Source organism: Paraburkholderia sp. SIMBA_054 (assembly GCF_046534875.1).
Lineage (GTDB): Bacteria > Pseudomonadota > Gammaproteobacteria > Burkholderiales > Burkholderiaceae > Paraburkholderia > Paraburkholderia hospita.
This window is the reverse complement of the sequence record NZ_JAWRXV010000092.1, coordinates 17,642-33,041: the sequence shown is the minus strand read 5'-3', so window position 1 is coordinate 33,041 and position 15,400 is coordinate 17,642. Positions and strand designations below refer to the sequence as shown.

16 protein-coding genes and 3 pseudogenes are annotated in these 15,400 nt (G+C 61.0%); 13 read left to right on the top strand and 6 right to left on the bottom strand.

Annotated elements, in window-relative coordinates:
• Positions 1–20 precede the first annotated feature (20 nt).
• Positions 21–1,085: a phosphatidylserine decarboxylase family protein gene (locus SB822_RS50855; RefSeq protein WP_410858331.1), complete on the top strand. Its 1,065-nt coding sequence runs from the start codon at positions 21–23 to the stop codon at positions 1,083–1,085.
• Between the two features lie 51 nt (positions 1,086–1,136).
• Positions 1,137–1,328 carry a hypothetical protein gene (locus SB822_RS50850; RefSeq protein ID WP_133061227.1) on the top strand — a complete coding sequence of 64 codons (192 nt, stop codon included), beginning with the start codon at positions 1,137–1,139 and terminating at the stop codon, positions 1,326–1,328.
• A 90-nt stretch (positions 1,329–1,418) separates the two neighbouring features.
• On the opposite strand, the gene SB822_RS50845 is transcribed toward SB822_RS50850, so the two are convergent.
• Together SB822_RS50845 and SB822_RS50840 are read right to left on the bottom strand one after the other, a co-directional pair.
• Complete coding sequence (locus SB822_RS50845) at positions 1,419–2,285, bottom strand: SDR family oxidoreductase (protein WP_086909894.1); 867 nt, start codon at positions 2,283–2,285, stop codon at positions 1,419–1,421.
• 177 nt (positions 2,286–2,462) lie between these two features.
• Entirely contained in the window at positions 2,463–2,753 is a 291-nt protein-coding gene (locus SB822_RS50840) for a hypothetical protein (RefSeq protein ID WP_410858330.1), read from the bottom strand.
• Positions 2,754–3,247: 494 nt separating this feature from the next.
• Here SB822_RS50840 and SB822_RS50835 point away from each other — a divergent pair, with 494 nt between their 5' ends.
• From SB822_RS50835 to SB822_RS50805, 7 genes and pseudogenes are all read left to right on the top strand, one after another.
• Complete coding sequence (locus SB822_RS50835) at positions 3,248–4,126, top strand: manganese catalase family protein (RefSeq protein WP_410858329.1); 879 nt, start codon at positions 3,248–3,250, stop codon at positions 4,124–4,126.
• Positions 4,127–4,227: 101 nt separating this feature from the next.
• On the top strand, positions 4,228–4,878 hold the full coding sequence (locus SB822_RS50830) for a glycosyltransferase (RefSeq protein WP_410858328.1): 651 nt from the start codon (positions 4,228–4,230) through the stop codon (positions 4,876–4,878).
• A gap of 156 nt (positions 4,879–5,034) precedes the next feature.
• On the top strand, positions 5,035–6,438 hold the full coding sequence (locus SB822_RS50825; RefSeq protein ID WP_410858327.1) for a sigma-54-dependent transcriptional regulator: 1,404 nt from the start codon (positions 5,035–5,037) through the stop codon (positions 6,436–6,438).
• 88 nt (positions 6,439–6,526) lie between these two features.
• A pseudogene (locus tag SB822_RS50820) lies at positions 6,527–6,694 on the top strand (sigma-54-dependent Fis family transcriptional regulator); the annotation flags it as partial.
• 64 nt (positions 6,695–6,758) lie between these two features.
• Positions 6,759–7,332 (top strand): annotated as a pseudogene (locus SB822_RS50815) (hemerythrin domain-containing protein).
• Positions 7,333–7,472: 140 nt separating this feature from the next.
• Positions 7,473–8,348: a DUF72 domain-containing protein gene (locus SB822_RS50810; protein ID WP_410858326.1), complete on the top strand. Its 876-nt coding sequence runs from the start codon at positions 7,473–7,475 to the stop codon at positions 8,346–8,348.
• Positions 8,349–8,712: 364 nt separating this feature from the next.
• Positions 8,713–10,170 (top strand): glycosyltransferase, encoded by a 1,458-nt coding sequence (locus tag SB822_RS50805; RefSeq protein ID WP_410858325.1) that lies wholly within the window; start codon positions 8,713–8,715, stop codon positions 10,168–10,170.
• A gap of 195 nt (positions 10,171–10,365) precedes the next feature.
• On the opposite strand, the pseudogene SB822_RS50800 reads toward SB822_RS50805, so the two are convergent.
• The 3 genes and pseudogenes from SB822_RS50800 to SB822_RS50790 form a co-directional block, all read right to left on the bottom strand.
• A pseudogene (locus SB822_RS50800) lies at positions 10,366–10,495 on the bottom strand (MFS transporter); the annotation flags it as partial.
• Positions 10,496–10,863: 368 nt separating this feature from the next.
• Positions 10,864–11,097 carry a pentapeptide MXKDX repeat protein gene (locus SB822_RS50795; protein ID WP_410858324.1) on the bottom strand — a complete coding sequence of 78 codons (234 nt, stop codon included), beginning with the start codon at positions 11,095–11,097 and terminating at the stop codon, positions 10,864–10,866.
• A gap of 642 nt (positions 11,098–11,739) precedes the next feature.
• Positions 11,740–12,099: a hypothetical protein gene (locus SB822_RS50790; protein WP_207634666.1), complete on the bottom strand. Its 360-nt coding sequence runs from the start codon at positions 12,097–12,099 to the stop codon at positions 11,740–11,742.
• Positions 12,100–12,421: 322 nt separating this feature from the next.
• Between SB822_RS50790 and SB822_RS50785 the strand changes: the two genes are divergently transcribed.
• From SB822_RS50785 to SB822_RS50770, 4 genes are all read left to right on the top strand, one after another.
• Positions 12,422–13,366 carry a tyrosine-type recombinase/integrase gene (locus SB822_RS50785; protein ID WP_410858323.1) on the top strand — a complete coding sequence of 315 codons (945 nt, stop codon included), beginning with the start codon at positions 12,422–12,424 and terminating at the stop codon, positions 13,364–13,366.
• A 106-nt stretch (positions 13,367–13,472) separates the two neighbouring features.
• A complete protein-coding gene (locus SB822_RS50780) occupies positions 13,473–13,928 on the top strand; it encodes a hypothetical protein (protein WP_086909794.1) in 456 nt (151 codons plus the stop codon).
• Positions 13,925–14,254, top strand: coding sequence for a hypothetical protein (locus tag SB822_RS50775; RefSeq protein ID WP_086909793.1), 330 nt, complete (start codon positions 13,925–13,927; stop codon positions 14,252–14,254). The genes SB822_RS50780 and SB822_RS50775 overlap by 4 nt, the downstream gene beginning before the upstream one ends.
• Before the next feature lie 169 nt (positions 14,255–14,423).
• Positions 14,424–14,903, top strand: coding sequence for a hypothetical protein (locus SB822_RS50770; protein ID WP_410858322.1), 480 nt, complete (start codon positions 14,424–14,426; stop codon positions 14,901–14,903).
• A gap of 12 nt (positions 14,904–14,915) precedes the next feature.
• On the opposite strand, the gene SB822_RS50765 is transcribed toward SB822_RS50770, so the two are convergent.
• Positions 14,916–15,374, bottom strand: a complete 459-nt coding sequence (locus SB822_RS50765) for a hypothetical protein (RefSeq protein ID WP_086909791.1) — start codon at positions 15,372–15,374, stop codon at positions 14,916–14,918.
• Between the last annotated feature and the right edge of the window lie 26 nt (positions 15,375–15,400).

The window sequence follows — 15,400 nt, the reverse complement described above, 5'->3', positions numbered from 1 at the left end:
AGGGAGATCCCCTCCGCTACATCACGCAAGCTGCTCAAAACGCCCCGAATTCCCATCGATTTACGTGCTCACGCTCAGGGTACACCTCGATCGACGAACTGATGGGCATCGTCGATTACATGATGACGTACGCACCGCCCTTCAGCGAATCCAGCCTGATTCATTGCCCGTTGAACGCCCTGCTCGACTGGCCGATGTGCATGCCGTCCGGCTATGCGCTGTTCCGCGATCCGGCGTTGAACGCCCAGCTCAGACGCGTGCTGAATTTCTGGAGTGGGTTCTTGAGCGGGCCATATTCGCGCGAACACCTCAACAGCGATGCGCCGGGCGGCTGGTTCAGCCCCGAGGCCGATGCGAAGATCGGCCTGGCGCAGTTCCTGTGCGAGCCGGACAAGGTGTACCGGGGTTTCCCCTCGTGGAATGGCTTTTTTACGCGCCAGTTCAAAGCCGACGCCCGACCCGTTGCCGCACCCGACGACGACAGGATGATCATCAGCGCCTGCGAGGCGTCGCCCTACAACCTTCAGCACGACGTCAGGCTTCACGACGCGTTCTGGATCAAGTCGCAGCCCTACTCGCTGCAGGATATCTTCACGGCGCGCGAGGCAAAGACGGCACGGCAGTTTGTCGGTGGTTCCGTCTATCAGGCATTTCTCAGCGCGTTCAACTATCACCGCTGGCATGCGCCCGTGGGCGGCCGCGTCACGCACGCGTACGTCGTGCCGGGCACCTATTACTCGGACGCCGAGTCCGAAGGCGAAGACCCGGGCGGCCTGAACGATTCCCAAGGCTACACGACAGCCGTCGCGACGCGCGCGATCATTGTGATCGATTGCGACGATGTGGCCGTCGGCCCGGTTGGGTGTGTGTTCGTCGGCAAGGCCGACGTGTCGTCGTGCATGATCGAAGCGCTGCCGGGACAACGCGTTCGGAAAGGTGACGAGCTTGGTTATTTCCAGTACGGCGGCTCGACCTACTGTCTGATCTTCCGGCCAGACGTGATTGGGCAATTCGGACCGCAGGCGCCATTTCATGACGATGGCCCTCCCGTCCGGGTCAATGCGCACCTCGCCACTGCGCGCTGATCGGGCGCGTCCGGCGCATCCGCATGGCATTGCCTTTGAAGGAGCATGACGATGAAAGTGAAAGTAGCCAATGAGGGCGACGCGCCCATCCGGTTGATTGTCGACGGCGACCCCCTGCTGGCTGAAACGCTCGAGCCCGGTGCGGAAATGGTAATCGTCGGAGAGATGGTTGAGCTGGAGGATCTCGAACCCGGTCTCGAGAACGAAGGCGAAGGCGAAGCCGACGATGAAGCGGAGCAGTAGCGGTCCCGACAGGCCATTTGTGAACACCAGCTGCCGTGGTATTTTTCCCGCCGGTCGAGATGGATGGCGACCGGGACGCCATCCGCGGGCCTAGAGGATTGGCGCGCCCCCCGTCACGGCAATCGTCGCACCGGATACGTAGCTCGCCTCGTCGGTTGCAAGCATCACGTAGGCGGGTGCGAGTTCGACAGGCTGACCGGGACGCTCCATTGGCACCTGCCTGCCGAAGTTCTCGACTTTTTCCCGCGGCATGGTCGACGGAATCAGCGGCGTCCAGATCGGGCCAGGCGCGACGCAGTTGACGCGAATACCCTGCTTTGCCAGTAGCTGGGCGAGCCCTCCCGTGAAGTTCTGGATTGCGCCTTTCGTTGTCGCGTACGCGAGCAGTCCCGGGTTGGGCTTGTCTGCGTTGATGGATGTCGTATTGATAATCGAGCCACCCGGCTTCATGTGCCCGACGGCAGAACGCACGATCCGGAACATCGCGCCGATATTTGTATCGAACGTTTTGTTCCATTCTTCATCGGTGATTGCGTCGAGCGAATCATAGGTCATCTGATAGGCTGCATTGTTGACGATGATGTCGATCCGGCCGAATTCACTTATCGCGCGCTCGACGAGTCCGTTGCACTGCGCAGTGTCGCGGATGTCCCCGGGCATGAGTACCGCACGGCGACCCGCCTTTTCGACCCACCGTTGCGTCTCCTGTGCGTCGTCGTGCTCGTCCAGGTAGGAAATCAGCACGTCCGCCCCCTCGCGGGCGAACGCAATGGCCACAGCGCGCCCAATGCCACTGTCGCCGCCGGTGATGATCGCTGCCTTGCCTGCAAGGCGATCATGTCCAACATAACTTTCCTCGCCATGATCGGGCTGCGGCTTCATCGGCGCGGTACGGCCCGGCACGGTGTGCTGCTGCTGCGCCGGAAAAGGTGGCGCAGGATGTCTGGTTCCAGTCATTGCTATCTCCCAAGTTCACCGCGTTTCCGGTCTCACCGGCCTGCGGAATATGTGCATTCCGGAGCAAGCGCCCGGCCACGAAACCGCGCTGCGTGCTCACCACTTTGCTGGCGTTTTACCCGATGCGCGTCGACTGATGCCGACAGTTCAATAACCCTTCCCCTTTGTTAAGGTCAGTCAGTCGCACTGCAGTGCCGCTTCGCATGCGCGCCGGATGATCCGGTATTCAATGGCGCCGACATCGATGGATCGCTGGCTGTCGAAGACGGCATGCATGCCATCGGCGTCGAGCAGGCAGCCATGACACGCCGCCAGCCGCACCGCAATAGATAACGCACGACTCGAAATCGTCACGCGTCTGAGAACATCGAGCACGGTGGTGTCAGCCAGACACCACCGACGCATGGCATCAACCGCCTGGGCGGCCGACATCCACACACGGGCCTCGGAAAACACGAGCAGGTGCAAGGCTACGAACAAGGTGAGCCGCGTGACCTGTCCTTCTCACTGCTTAGTGCCCCGCGGGTTGAATGTCGGCTGTCCATCTTGCCCCCCCGGACGAGTGCGTCAATTTCGTCGAAGCATGAAACAGACCTGCGGTGCCGCGTAGCTGTCAAGGGAGACAATCAGAAAGTTCCCGGCACGCTCAGCTCAACGAACGCGATCATCGACGACCGTCCTTGCTGTCAATCCTCGTCGCCCGAGCCGAATGTGTCCCGCGACTGTATCGATCATGCGCTGAGGCACACCTCATGCTGAATGGGCGAAGCGAGCCTTCATGTAGAGCGGAACACTCGCACCGCATCCCTGGCCGGGACTCTCGTCCCGAGACCCAAGCGCCCGCATCCGGGTGCCGGTCGGTCAGCTGACCGATCTGCTGCTTGGGCAGTCTCCGTCGATTACCTGCTGGCGCTTCTTACCGCGCCAAGGGGATCGTTTTGTCTTCGAAAAAGGAGTGACTCATGTTTGCACACAACAAACGCCTGCAATACACCGTCCGCGTCGCCGCACCCAACCCCGGTCTGGCGAATCTGCTGCTTGAGCAGTTTGGCGGTCCCCAGGGCGAACTCGCTGCCGCCTGCCGCTACTTCACGCAGGCCGTCGCCGAAGACGACGCCGGCCGCAAGGACATGCTCTTCGATATCGCCACCGAGGAACTCAGCCACCTGGAAGTGATTGGCTCGATCGTCGCCATGCTGAACAAGGGGGCCAAGGGCCAACTGGCGGAGGCCGTCGAGGAGGAAGCAGACTTGTACCGCTCACTCACCGCGGGAGGCAACGACTCGCATACGACCGCCCTCCTCTACGGTGGCGGCCCTGCGCTGACCAACTCGGCAGGCGTGCCATGGAGCGCAGCCTGCATCGACACCATCGGCGAGCCGACGGCCGATCTCAGGTCGAACATTGCCGCTGAGGCGCGCGCGAAGATCATTTATGAACGGCTGATCAACGTCACCGACGACGCAGGCATCAAGGACGCGCTGGGCTTTCTGATGACACGGGAGATCGCACATCAGAAGTCATTCGAAAAAGCGCTGCATTCCATCCAGCCGAACTTTCCACAGGGCAAGCTCCCCGGTGATCCGAAATTTACCAGCGTCTATTTCGATCTTTCAAAGGGCGATGATGTGCGCGGCCCATGGAACGAAGGACCCGAATGGCAGTTTGACGGCAATCCGAAGCCCGCGGTCGATGGCGGCGACGGCACGGCGCAGGTGAATGTGCCGAAGGCGGACCTTGAGACACTGAAGGCCATGGCATCCCGTACCGCTTCAACCACCGATGTCGATCCCACTACGGGCGCCGATCTGGGCGCCGGTCAGGAAACCACGACGAAGTGAGTGTAGGGATTGAAGTGAAGGTCCGGTCGTTCGGTCGCGTGCGTCATTGAACCTCGCCGACCGGACCATATGAATACACACGTTTTATTTAGAGGCACAGCATGCTCGGCATTGTGATCCCCGCACACAACGAAGAAAGATTTCTCCCTGCCTGCCTTCGTGCGATCAGGCGGGCTGCCCGGCATCCCGGGCTCAACGGCGAGGAAGTCGCAGTCATGGTCGTGCTCGATGCATGCACCGATCGATCCACGCTGGTTGCCGCGCGATCGGGCGTCAGCACGATCTCCATCGAGGCCCGCAATGTCGGCGTGGCGCGCGCGGCGGGCGCATCGGCCATGCTGGGAAAAGGCGCGCGCTGGCTTGCCTTTACCGACGCCGACAGTCGCGTGGCGCCGGACTGGCTGGTCGCTCAACTGGCGTTAAAGGCTGAGGCGGTCTGCGGCGTGATCTCAGTCGATGACTGGCGCGAGCACGATGCGGCCACGCGCGAGGCGTTTTACCGGTCGTATGTTGACGCCGACGGGCACCGTCACGTGCATGGCGCTAATCTGGGTGTGTCGGCCCGGGCATATCGGCGTGCGGGCGGCTTCCCACCCATCGCGTGTAGCGAGGATGTCGCGCTCGTGGACATGCTGATCGCGACGGGAACAGCGATCGCCTGGAGCGCCGCGCCACGGGTCGTCACGAGTGCCCGCATTGTTTCCAGGGCGCGCGGCGGATTTGGCGATACGCTCGCCATGCTTGGCGATTGAACAAGCCGCAGTAGCTCTATTTCCAGCGGGCGCCGTGCGGCAAAATGGATCGTGGCGACGGGCAACGCGCTATCCCTCAGGTCGCCGCGCTCGTAAATGCCTGTTGTTCGCGCCAGTTCCGAATCGTGGATTCACAACCGGATTCGCTTCGCTCCCATGGCACATGCACTCATCGTTGACGACGACTCCGCTACACGCGAAGCGCTCGCAATAATCATCGCGGAAGAAGGTCTCACTGTATCCGTAGCGGGCGACCTGCAGGAAGCCCGCGACCAGATTTTGCGAAGGACACCCGATGTCGTGTTTGTTGATCTCCGGCTTCCGGACGGTTCGGGCCCCGACCTTTTCGGTGATCTCGACCCGCGCTCGGGCGTAGTGTTTGTCGTGATCACGGGACATGCAACGGTCGAATCCGCAGTCGATGCCTTGAAAGCCGGCGCCACCGACTACCTGGTCAAGCCAATCGACCTCCAACGCGTGATCGCGATTCTGGACCGGCTGCCACGCACCGGCGACCTCAAGGCCGAAATCGGCGCGCTGCGCGGCGAACTCCGCCGTATGGGCAGATTCGGCTCGATGGTTGGCAGTTCGCAGCCGATGCAAGTGGTGTACGACCAGATCAGCCGGGTGGCGCCGACCGCCCTGTCGGTGATGCTCGTGGGCACGTCCGGCACCGGCAAGGAAGTCGCTGCGCAAACCATCCATCAGATGAGTGCGCGTCGCAAACGGGAATTCATCGCCCTCAATTGCGGCGCCATCTCGCCGAAGCTGATCGAATCGGAAATGTTCGGGCATGAGCTCGGCGCATTCACGGGGGCTGACCGCCAGCATATAGGCTATTTCGAACGCGCCAGCGGCGGCACCCTCTTTCTTGACGAAATCACCGAGATGCCAATCGAGCTGCAGGTAAAGCTGCTGCGTGTACTCGAAACAGGCCTCTTCATGCGCGTTGGTACGGCGAAGGAACTGGTCACCGACGTGCGCCTGATCGCCGCCACCAATCGCGATCCGGAGCAGGCCGTACAGGAGGGAAAACTTCGCCCCGACCTGTACCACCGGCTGAATGTTTTCCCGATCAGCCTGCCGCCGCTGCGCGAGCGTGGCGACGATATTGAGCTGCTCGCGCAGTCCTTTCTCGACGAACTGAACGCGCGCTTTAACACCAGGAAGCACTTCCCGCCCGCGGTCAGGGACATGCTGCGCTCGTACCCGTGGCCGGGCAACGTGCGTGAACTCAGGAACTACGTGCAGCGTGCGCACATCATGTCGAGACCGGAATCAGACAGCACCGCAGTCGTGCCCATGCAGATCTCATTGTCGACGCCCGCGGCCAGTTCGACCATCACGATTCCGGTCGGCATGTCCCTCGACGAAGCCGATAAACAGCTGATACTCGCGACCCTTGAACAGTGTGGAGGCGTGAAAGTTCGCGCAGCAGAAGTACTCGGCATCAGTCTCAAGACGCTCTACAACCGCCTCGTGGAATACCGGATTTCCGAAGCGATCGATGACGACGGGGAACGCGGTGCCGCCGAGGAGTCCGATGCGCTTAATAGCTAGACCACCCGCGTCCCAATGGGACCCGTCATATCCGGGCTTGACGGCTATGCCTACGGTTAAGGGCCAGCAGCCGGCGTTGACGGCTGCCCAGCGCGTGCTGTCGTATTCCTGGCCGGGCAACGTGCGAGAGCTCAGGAATTACGTGCAGCGCGCGCACATCATGTCGAGCCCGGAATCGGACAGTACCGCGGTCGTGCCCTTGCAGATTTCGCTGTCAACGCCCGCAGCCAGCTCGACCATCACGATCCCTTTTGGCCATGTCAATGCTGTCGGCTATGCACCCGGTCCATTGCCGCTCTGAACCACGAGAGGTCCCTATCATGCCCTACGTGCCCGCCATTACGACGATGATCCGTCTCGATCACATCCACGTCGTCGCTGCCTTTCATCGTTACGGCAGCGAAACCGCATGGTGGCGCAAGCGCGCGATCGTCACCTCCGTCTGCAGAGCGGTTGAAATACACGCGCAGCTTGAAGAAGAAATCTTTTATCCTGCGCTTGCTCGCATCGCACCGACTGACGAAACCCTGAAGAGGAGCCCGTCAGAGCATGACGAACTGGCGCGCGGTGATCGGGAAGCTGCGCGGCATGGGTCCCGACAATGCCGCGTACGACTCGCTGTTCATGGAGTTGATGCGCGATACCCTGCACCATGTAGCCGATGAGGAGACAAGACTCCTGCCTCTCGCGAAACGCGCGTTCGGACCCGAGTTGCGCACACTGGGCGCAGGGATGACGCGCCGGCGCCTGCAACTGCTCGGTGAACATCCCGTCGAGGTTGCGGTGAATACGGCCGGTACCTTTCCTGTCGCTACCGGGGTGCTCGCGACTCTTCTCGCCTTCGGCGTGGTGCGGCTCTTTAGCGGCAGTCGACGTCCGGCGCGTATGGCCTGACGTACGACGCCGCCTCCACGCTGGAGCGAAGCCTGTCAACGGCGAGTTCTCCCGATGGGCATCGAGAGGACGTAAAGGCTAACTGCAATGATTTGTCCGGAACCCTCGGCTGTTCCCGGAAGCCGGGAAGGGAACGTCTAATGAGTGTGAAGATTGGTATTTCCGGGTGGCGCTACAGCGCCTGGCGCGGCGTCTTCTATCCCGAGAACCTGCCACAGACGCGGGAACTTGAATTCGCGTCGCGCGCCGTGAATACCATCGAGATAAATGGCTCGCATTACTCACTTCCGTCGCCGAAAAGTTATCGAAAATGGTATTCCGCTACGCCACCTGGCTTCGCATTCAGTGTGAAAGGACCGCGGTACCTGACACATATGCTGCGATTTCGCAGCGAAGGCACGCGCCCCGCCCTCGCCAATTTTTTCGCTTCGGGCGTGCTATCGCTGGATGAAAAACTGGCAGCGTTTCTATGGCAGTTTCCCCCAAGCTTCGCTTTTGTTCCCGCAACGTTCTGCGCATTTCTCGAATTGTTACCTGTCGACTTTGAGGCTGCAGCACGTCTTGCTCAGTCGCATGACGCGCGCGTGCGCGCGCCGTGGTTCGACGTGAAGTCAAATCGACGCATTCGTCACGCCATCGAGATACGCCATCCCAGCTTCGGCGTGGCTGCATTTATTGCGTTACTGAGAAAACACCATGCAGCACTCGTGATTTCCGATTCCACAGCTGACTGGCCATATGGGGAAGATGTCACCAGCGATCTCGTCTACCTCCGTCTGCATGGGACGAAAACACTTTACAGTGGTGCGTACCCGGATAGTGCATTGGACAGACTTGCATACCGCATAGACGCATGGTCGAAGGGCGGTGAACCCGACGATGCCATGCACTTCAGCCCACAAGGTCCAAGGCGTCGCCGTTCGCGAGACGTCCTGGCGTACTTCGATAACGACACCAAGGTCGAAGCGCCATCTGATGCGGCACGCCTGAAGACGCGGCTTGCCGTGGCGCGCTAGGACGACCAGCCAGGTTCATTTGCGGTACCGGTATCCTCCGCACACATCTGCGCCAGCTCGCTGCCGTTGCGCGCAACGCGTCGCGCTTCGATCTGATTCACTTTCATGGCGAGCCTTTTCACCTGCCGCTGTTGCAATGGCTACCGTGTGCGTCGGTGACAACCGTTCACGGGCTGGTGCTCGCCGCGGATCACGCCCCGCTCTTCGATGCCTTTACCGGTGCCCCGCTCGTCTCCATCCCCGACGGCCAGCGCAAAGGGGCGCCGCGCGCCAACTGGATCGCCACCATGCCACGGCCTGCCGCGCGACGCGATGCGCTTTTCCTCCCACAATCGGTAACTACCTGTTATTCGTCGGACGATTTATGCCCGAGAAAGGCGTTGACCACGCGATCGAAATCGCACGGCGCGCGGGTCTGCCGCTCAAAATCGGGGCGGCCGTGCATCCGGGCGATCGTGCGTGGTTCAGGCAGGAGGTGTGGCCGACGGTGGAGGCGTTGCAATCGTTCGTCGAATACCTCGCGGCGCTCGCGTTAGTTAAACAGTCGGGCGGTTTCAATAAACGCGCTTCGACGGTCAACCAAATCGGTCAAAACTTCAACAGTTTTAGCCCTTATGACAGAGTGCGTGCTGGTTTCGCGTATCGTGTAAAAGGGCACCGAGCGGCCTTTATAAGGCCGACATGGGATCCGTGGATCGCCTTCGCCGACGTGGCTTCAGAGATTCCGCTGCTTTCGCCGGCGGAGCGCAGTTGCGCCGCTTTTACGCAATCCGCCACATCTTTGCAACCCTGCGGGAGGACCATGAGCTTAACTGGCGAACACGCAATTTCAGGAGACCTTCCAGGCGATTTTCACCGCATTGAAGTGATTCCTGCGTCGGCGCCTTCTGTCACTGTCATCATGGCCAACTTCAATGGACAGAACTGGATCAGAGAAGCCATCCAGTCTGTCCAGAGACAGAGTCTGGCGGACTGGGAACTCATCATTGTGGACGATGCGTCAACTGACGCAAGCGTGCAAATTGTCCGCACCGCTGCGGATAGCGACCCACGCATTGTTCTCCTCACCTTGTCGTCCAACGCAGGGCCGTCGGTCGCGCGTAATCGTGCGCTGACGTGCGCGCGAGGACGCTGGATCACGGTCCTCGACAGCGACGACCTTTTCGCGGAAGGACGCCTTGAGTCGTTGCTGGCAAAGGCGGAGTCCGATGGCGAGTGGATCGCAGCGGATGACTTACTCATCATGAACGAGCGCGGCTCGCTCACTGGGCACTCGCTACTTGGCCTTCAAACCTCCAGGACTTTCGATGCCGTTGCGCTTGTCGAGGCGCCGCACCTCGGCTATCTCAAGCCTATGATCAAGGCTGAACTTTTAGCCGAGCATCGCTATGACGAGCGAGTTCGCGCTGCCGAAGACTTCGATCTTCTGTTGCGCGTGTTGGTGAAGCACGATGCACGAATAATCGTTTATCCGGCCATGGGTTACCATTATCGGCGACGCGATGGTTCGCTCTCCGCTGACAAGTCTGCGGATCGACCGTCGCTCCAAGGCATGCTCGAAGCGAATGCCCGCTTCCGCGCATTGCACGGTCTCTCCGAAAGGCTAGCCGACGCGTGTGCACATCGGCATAGATCACTCGAAACCTCGCTTCGCTGGGTCGATGTCACTGAGGCAGTTCGTGAAAGGCGCTTCGCGGCAGCCCTTAGGTACACAATGGATCATCCCCCGGTCCTGAGTTGCGCCGTTCGATTCTTTAAGAAGCGCTTTTACCTTCTGGCGCTCGCAAACAATCGCCGCGCTAAGACATTATTAGGGCTGTGAGCCGAGTGGCGCGGCTGATGCCGAGACGTGGGCGCCAACAGTCGAGTCGTCCTTGCAACGTTGAATCACCGCTTTCCAGATGTCTCAATGTCGCTTGTGGGTCGAGCTTGCGGGGCGAGCTTGTGTGACAACAGTGATCGCCTTCGAAGATGCAGGCTTTTCCCTGAACCGGTTTGATATTTGCGGCCTGCTTGTGGCAACGAAGCTGCCGAGCGCGGAGATCAGCAGACCCATCGCGATGACCGGCTTGCGGCCGATCATGGCGGGCTTTGGACTCCCATCGGTAGAAGATGTAAAGCAGCGATTGCGTCACGCCATACGCGCCAGCGCAATGAATAACAGCAGCAATCTCGCAGATATGTCTTGGCCCAGGACGCCTCGGGCCTGCGCTGGTACAAACGCGGCGGGATACAGGCCGCGTCAAAGCGTTTCTTCCGGAAGGACCCGATCCGGCCACTTCGCGCTGCTCAGACACCTGATGAACTCGGCATCTCATCGGTATACGTGGCTATCACTGCCGCGTTTCTGCAAGCTGTCCAATTCAGACAACTAAGATGGTTGCTCAAAACCCCCTGTTCCGTGGTGCGAGACATGTGCGGCTGAGCGATCGGCCGCCGACGAGCCAAAGTTCTGCCAGTCCTGACCGCCGGAAGCCGCGGACAAACAACCCTGGCTTCCGACAGCGGTAGTTGTTTACTGCCCCATCGTGCCCGACGCTTCAGGCTTCATACCTGTTGCACCGCTGTCCTTTTTCATCTTGCTGTGTTTCGTCTTGCCCTTCTTCATTGTGTCTTTCGACATCGGCTCCTTGGCCATTGTGCCACTCGCCATCTCGCCGCTCGACATCGCACCGCTCGCCTGTGCAAATGCAGCCGTCGTGGCAAAGGTGCATGCCGCAGCAAGCGCTGCAACGATTACTTTCTTCACGATCCGTCTCCTTTGTTGGAAGTGGTCCAAATCCCGCCGCGCCTGCGGCATGTTTCATATAACGGTCATCCACGAAGGACGGTTGACCTCGTTGACACTGGATATCGGTTTTTCAGTCGTGGTGCGCGCACGAGAAGCCTGACGGTTTGGTCTTAATTTTCCGGCCCGGCGAGAAGTGGAAAGAAGACGGAACGCGTGATGCTTCGAAAGGCCCTTTTTCCACGCGGAGCTCATTGATCGTCCGGCGTGGGATGACGAATCTGTTCTCGTTCACCGCATCGAACCCGCATCAACGCGAAACGACGAGTTCAAGAAAGAGAATTTCCTCGTCTTGACCGAAGACGGCTGGAAGGTCCACCCGAGCATAAAGTGAAAAGAAGCGCCGAAAACAAGCTGAGGGTCGTGGCAGTTCGCATCGCTCCCCAGATCGAGCAGCGCCTGCGGCTGGTGGCGGCGAAAACGGGCTGTGGGAGTCGTTTTTTCCTGCAGCAGATCATCGAGCGGGGCATCGGGGCGATGGAGGAAGCGGGCTGCCGGCGGAGATCGTCGCGCAGATCCGCAGCGGCGTGGTCCCGCAAGTTCGTCAGGCTGACCGCTCGACGCCTGATCTGTCCAGTGGCGAAGGGAATCCCGAGACGTAGTTCAAACGCGACGGCCACTGGCGCGCGCAATGGCTGACCGGGCTTGGGCCGCGGCAAGCTCTGCCCGTAGCTCCGCCCATTTTGCGATCAACGTGGGGGCGGCCGTGAGGAACAGCGGCCTCGTTGTCCAGCCGACGACATCACCGCCTTTCCATTGCGTCTCGAATACCCGGATGTCTTCATCCTCGCTAACGCCCGCATGCACGAGGTCGTCAAACGACTCGAGATTGAACAGTTCGAGCTCGTCTTCACGCATCCCTGCGATAACCGATATCGCCGCGTGAAAGAGCCGCCGCGCATTCTCCCGTGTCGCACTCAGGACAAAGGCGTCGATGACGCCATCCGGCATCTGCCACATCATCCGGTAGAGTCCTTCCCGACACGCCTGAGATAGCTCGCTCATCCGTTTCCTACCCTCGTGTGATCGCCCATTGCGCCAGCGCGTAAGGGCTGCCGTGCGGGTGCGCCTGCCCTCCACTTCCCGCTTCCGTCGCCATCGCGTCGCCTTGACATCCGCGCGCGCCCGCTACGATAGACGAAACGCCATAAAACCGTCACTGAATGTATAGCTGCCGCCTCTTAACCCAATGCGAACCACCCTCTCCCTTCTGTAGACAGGGGTTTTGCGAAGCGGGAGCTTCGCGTATGCTCGCAGGAAGGCGCATTTCAGTATATCCATTTTTATGACGGGCGATCTTTGGTTATCGGATCCGGAAGCCGCGTATAACGAATGGCAGCGCGAGGAAGCAACGGGTGCGGACAGGCGCGCGTTTGCCGAACGCTCCATCGTTCAGCACCGCGCGATGTTTGCGCGGTTCCACCGCTACCTAAAAAGCCATCAGGCGACGCTGACAGGTTTCGGCACCGATGACATTGACGGTTTCTTCGCGCACCTCGAGCATGATTGCGCGCCGGGCACCTCAACACGCCTGCGGTACCTCAAACTGATTGACCGCCTCACACGTCACCTGACGGCGCTGAAGCTGCGCACCGGCAACCCGGCCGCCGCCATGCTGACGGGCGAACGCTGGCCAGAGGACGAGCCGACGCCGGTTTTCCTGTCGCCCGATGAGGACCTGCGCCTGCAGGGCGTCTGCCGCGCGGGCCAGTTTGAGTCGTTCAAGGCGTTGCGCAACGTCGCGATCGTTGCCCTGCTGCTCGGCACTGGCGTCACGGCAGCGGAACTGCGCGCTCTATCTAAGGACGAGCTTGATTTCAGTCAGTCGCGCGCCAGCGTTTTCGTGAAAAAACGGGGGCCGCGCATCGCCCGCCGTGTGCCTGTCGATGCGTTTGCTACTGAGATTCTCCGGGCGTATGCAAAGGCACGTGCTGCCCTCTCGTGCCCGACCAGCCTGCTCTTTGTGGCCACGGCGGCCGGAAAGCCGATGAAAGCGGGCACTTTGGGCCAGTGCGTTCAGGCCTCGTTGCGTGCTGCTGATGCGGCGGCCGCCGACGAGAGTCCACGGCTGCTGCGCAACACCTACGGGCGAAGACACCTCGCCGAGGGAAAGACCAACGAACAGGTCAGCAGCCTCATGGGGCTGTCCAGCCACAGGACTGTTACAAGGCTGCGCGAGACGATTGCTGATCCAGACGAAGCGGACGATCCGCAAGCGGGCGCGTGCTAGCCGCACTGCCCGGTCCGCCAGCGTGGCGTCCTTGACTTTGTACAGTCACACGTAGCTTGGATGTGAGCCGTACATCGTGTGCGGTCACATTCGTCAAGGCTGACCCATGATCTACAAAGGCCCTTTCAGGGACATCATCTATCCGGCGCAAAGCCGCGAGCCGCACGTCGCCCGCTACCGCATTGTGCTCGCGAAAAATCCCAGGCTCGTACGCGCGATTGTCCACCTCGTTGCTGATGAGCCATCGCAGCCTCAGCGCACCGATCTTCTGACGGCATTGGACGTCGTGCTGAACAGGATCGTCAACACCGAGTTGACGGGCATCCGTCACGATTGCATGAGGCTCGTCGTGCAGAGCCCGGAGACGCTGACCAACTATCCGATCGGATTCAACGCGCTGGAAGTGAAGCGCCCACGTGATGCGGCGAAGCGGCCGACCGGCACCAAGGACGAGCCGATCCACATCCGGTCGCACGACATCGTTGGCGGCGTCGTCGCGTTCTATGTGGATCAGGACGAGGGCAGGCCAGCGAGCGCTATCGTGGAAAGGTTGCTTCGATGAACGCAGAGCGACTCGCGTACGCCGTTGGTCGCTGGGAGTCACTGTGGGCCAGCGAACCGTATCTTTCGCACCGGATCGTGATCGATCTGTTGGCGAGAAAAGTGATCGCTGGGCAGGATCGCTATCACAAACGGTGGCATCCGATGAGCGTGCGTGACGTCGACTATATGCAGCAAATCCTCGAAGAGACGGCCGAAGACATTTTCGATGCGCCGCGCGAACACGGCTTTGAGCTGGTCGATCATCCGCCAGCCTGGGCACTCGAAGCGTGGCCCTGGCCCCGGGTCTACGGGCGAACCGACGACGAGTACGAACAAGCCGACTGACGCTGCATTGCGCCCCGAACAGTCCAGCCACGACCAGTCTCCCGTGCCCGCCACAAGGCACCGCACGCGGCAGCGGGCATGAATAATCCCTGCTCGCGTCGCGCTCCCCTCCAGGAAGTCCGCCTCGCTGGCCGACAAATTGCTCTTCGATAGCCTATCGTGGGAGCAGGTGTGCGGCGAGGAGGCGGGCGTGTTCCACTTTTATCTCATTGATCCCGTCGGGCGTTCTGTCGTGAGAGTGAATGACGGATTCGATCGGGCCGCAGAACTGACGCACTGCGAAGTGCCCGAGCCCGACACCCTGTGGGCAGACGCATCGGAGCCGGATTCATCGGTCGATATTGCATATGACCCGGACGCTGAAGATCAGCCCGCTTTTTGTCTGAGGCTTGCGCTTGGCGGCACGACGACGGAACGTGTCGTTGCCGGCCGCGCGGTCCTGATGGCGTGCGGTGCAGTGCCGGACGACATCGCGCACCAGTTGTCAACGGCAGAGGCGGTTCAGGCGGCGATCGGTTTTGTGGGCAAGATCCGGACGGACGTCGCCGCCTGGCTGAGGTCCGGTGCACCAGAGAGTCGCGCGCCGGCCCGGCGCAGCGCCGCGTCTGGCCCCCGGAAACACCGTCACGGCACGTCCGGACGGCGATAGCCCGGCTGTCCGTCAGGCACGCTTGCGATGCTCGAACGACTCGCCTGCGCGAAAGCGCTCGAGCCGGTTACTCGCTTCGATGATCGCCGCGAGCGGCGCTCGCTGTAGCTGGGCGTCGTACATGCCAACGATCACAGCGAATTGCTCGAACCCCGACTCTTCCAGCGCCCAGACGCCCGATTCGCGGCCGCGATCAAACGCCGCACAGATGACCGCCTCCGCTGCCCGCATCTGTTCAAAGGTCGCTTCCCCGTATCCCGCCTCTGCGAGCAACCCGGAGAGGATCATCGTCTGACAAAGCGTCTGGGCTGCCGTGGCATTGCCCTGCCCTCTGCGCATCGCGTCAAGCGCCATATGCACGTGAAGCGCAAGGCGATCCGCCTCTGCGCGCGGCATGGGGAGAAGCAGCGCGCGGTTGCGGCGTGCGCGGGCAGCCTGGCTGATTCGTGCGAACGGTATGGGTCTGGCCATCGGGAATGAAGGTGAAATGCGGATAA

What these genes read in the sequence shown, in the direction of transcription:
- SB822_RS50810 (WP_410858326.1), top strand. Translation starts at nt 7,473, where the DNA reads ATGAGTGTGAAGATTGGTATTTCCGGGTGGCGCTACAGCGCCTGGCGC.
- SB822_RS50825 (WP_410858327.1), top strand. Translation starts at nt 5,035, where the DNA reads ATGGCACATGCACTCATCGTTGACGACGACTCCGCTACACGCGAAGCG.
- SB822_RS50780 (WP_086909794.1), top strand. Translation starts at nt 13,473, where the DNA reads ATGATCTACAAAGGCCCTTTCAGGGACATCATCTATCCGGCGCAAAGC.
- SB822_RS50830 (WP_410858328.1), top strand. Translation starts at nt 4,228, where the DNA reads ATGCTCGGCATTGTGATCCCCGCACACAACGAAGAAAGATTTCTCCCT.
- SB822_RS50775 (WP_086909793.1), top strand. Translation starts at nt 13,925, where the DNA reads ATGAACGCAGAGCGACTCGCGTACGCCGTTGGTCGCTGGGAGTCACTG.
- SB822_RS50850 (WP_133061227.1), top strand. Translation starts at nt 1,137, where the DNA reads ATGAAAGTGAAAGTAGCCAATGAGGGCGACGCGCCCATCCGGTTGATT.
- SB822_RS50790 (WP_207634666.1), bottom strand. Translation starts at nt 12,099, where the DNA reads ATGATGTGGCAGATGCCGGATGGCGTCATCGACGCCTTTGTCCTGAGT.
- SB822_RS50785 (WP_410858323.1), top strand. Translation starts at nt 12,422, where the DNA reads ATGACGGGCGATCTTTGGTTATCGGATCCGGAAGCCGCGTATAACGAA.
- SB822_RS50835 (WP_410858329.1), top strand. Translation starts at nt 3,248, where the DNA reads ATGTTTGCACACAACAAACGCCTGCAATACACCGTCCGCGTCGCCGCA.
- SB822_RS50805 (WP_410858325.1), top strand. Translation starts at nt 8,713, where the DNA reads ATGCCCGAGAAAGGCGTTGACCACGCGATCGAAATCGCACGGCGCGCG.
- SB822_RS50845 (WP_086909894.1), bottom strand. Translation starts at nt 2,285, where the DNA reads ATGACTGGAACCAGACATCCTGCGCCACCTTTTCCGGCGCAGCAGCAG.
- SB822_RS50765 (WP_086909791.1), bottom strand. Translation starts at nt 15,374, where the DNA reads ATGGCCAGACCCATACCGTTCGCACGAATCAGCCAGGCTGCCCGCGCA.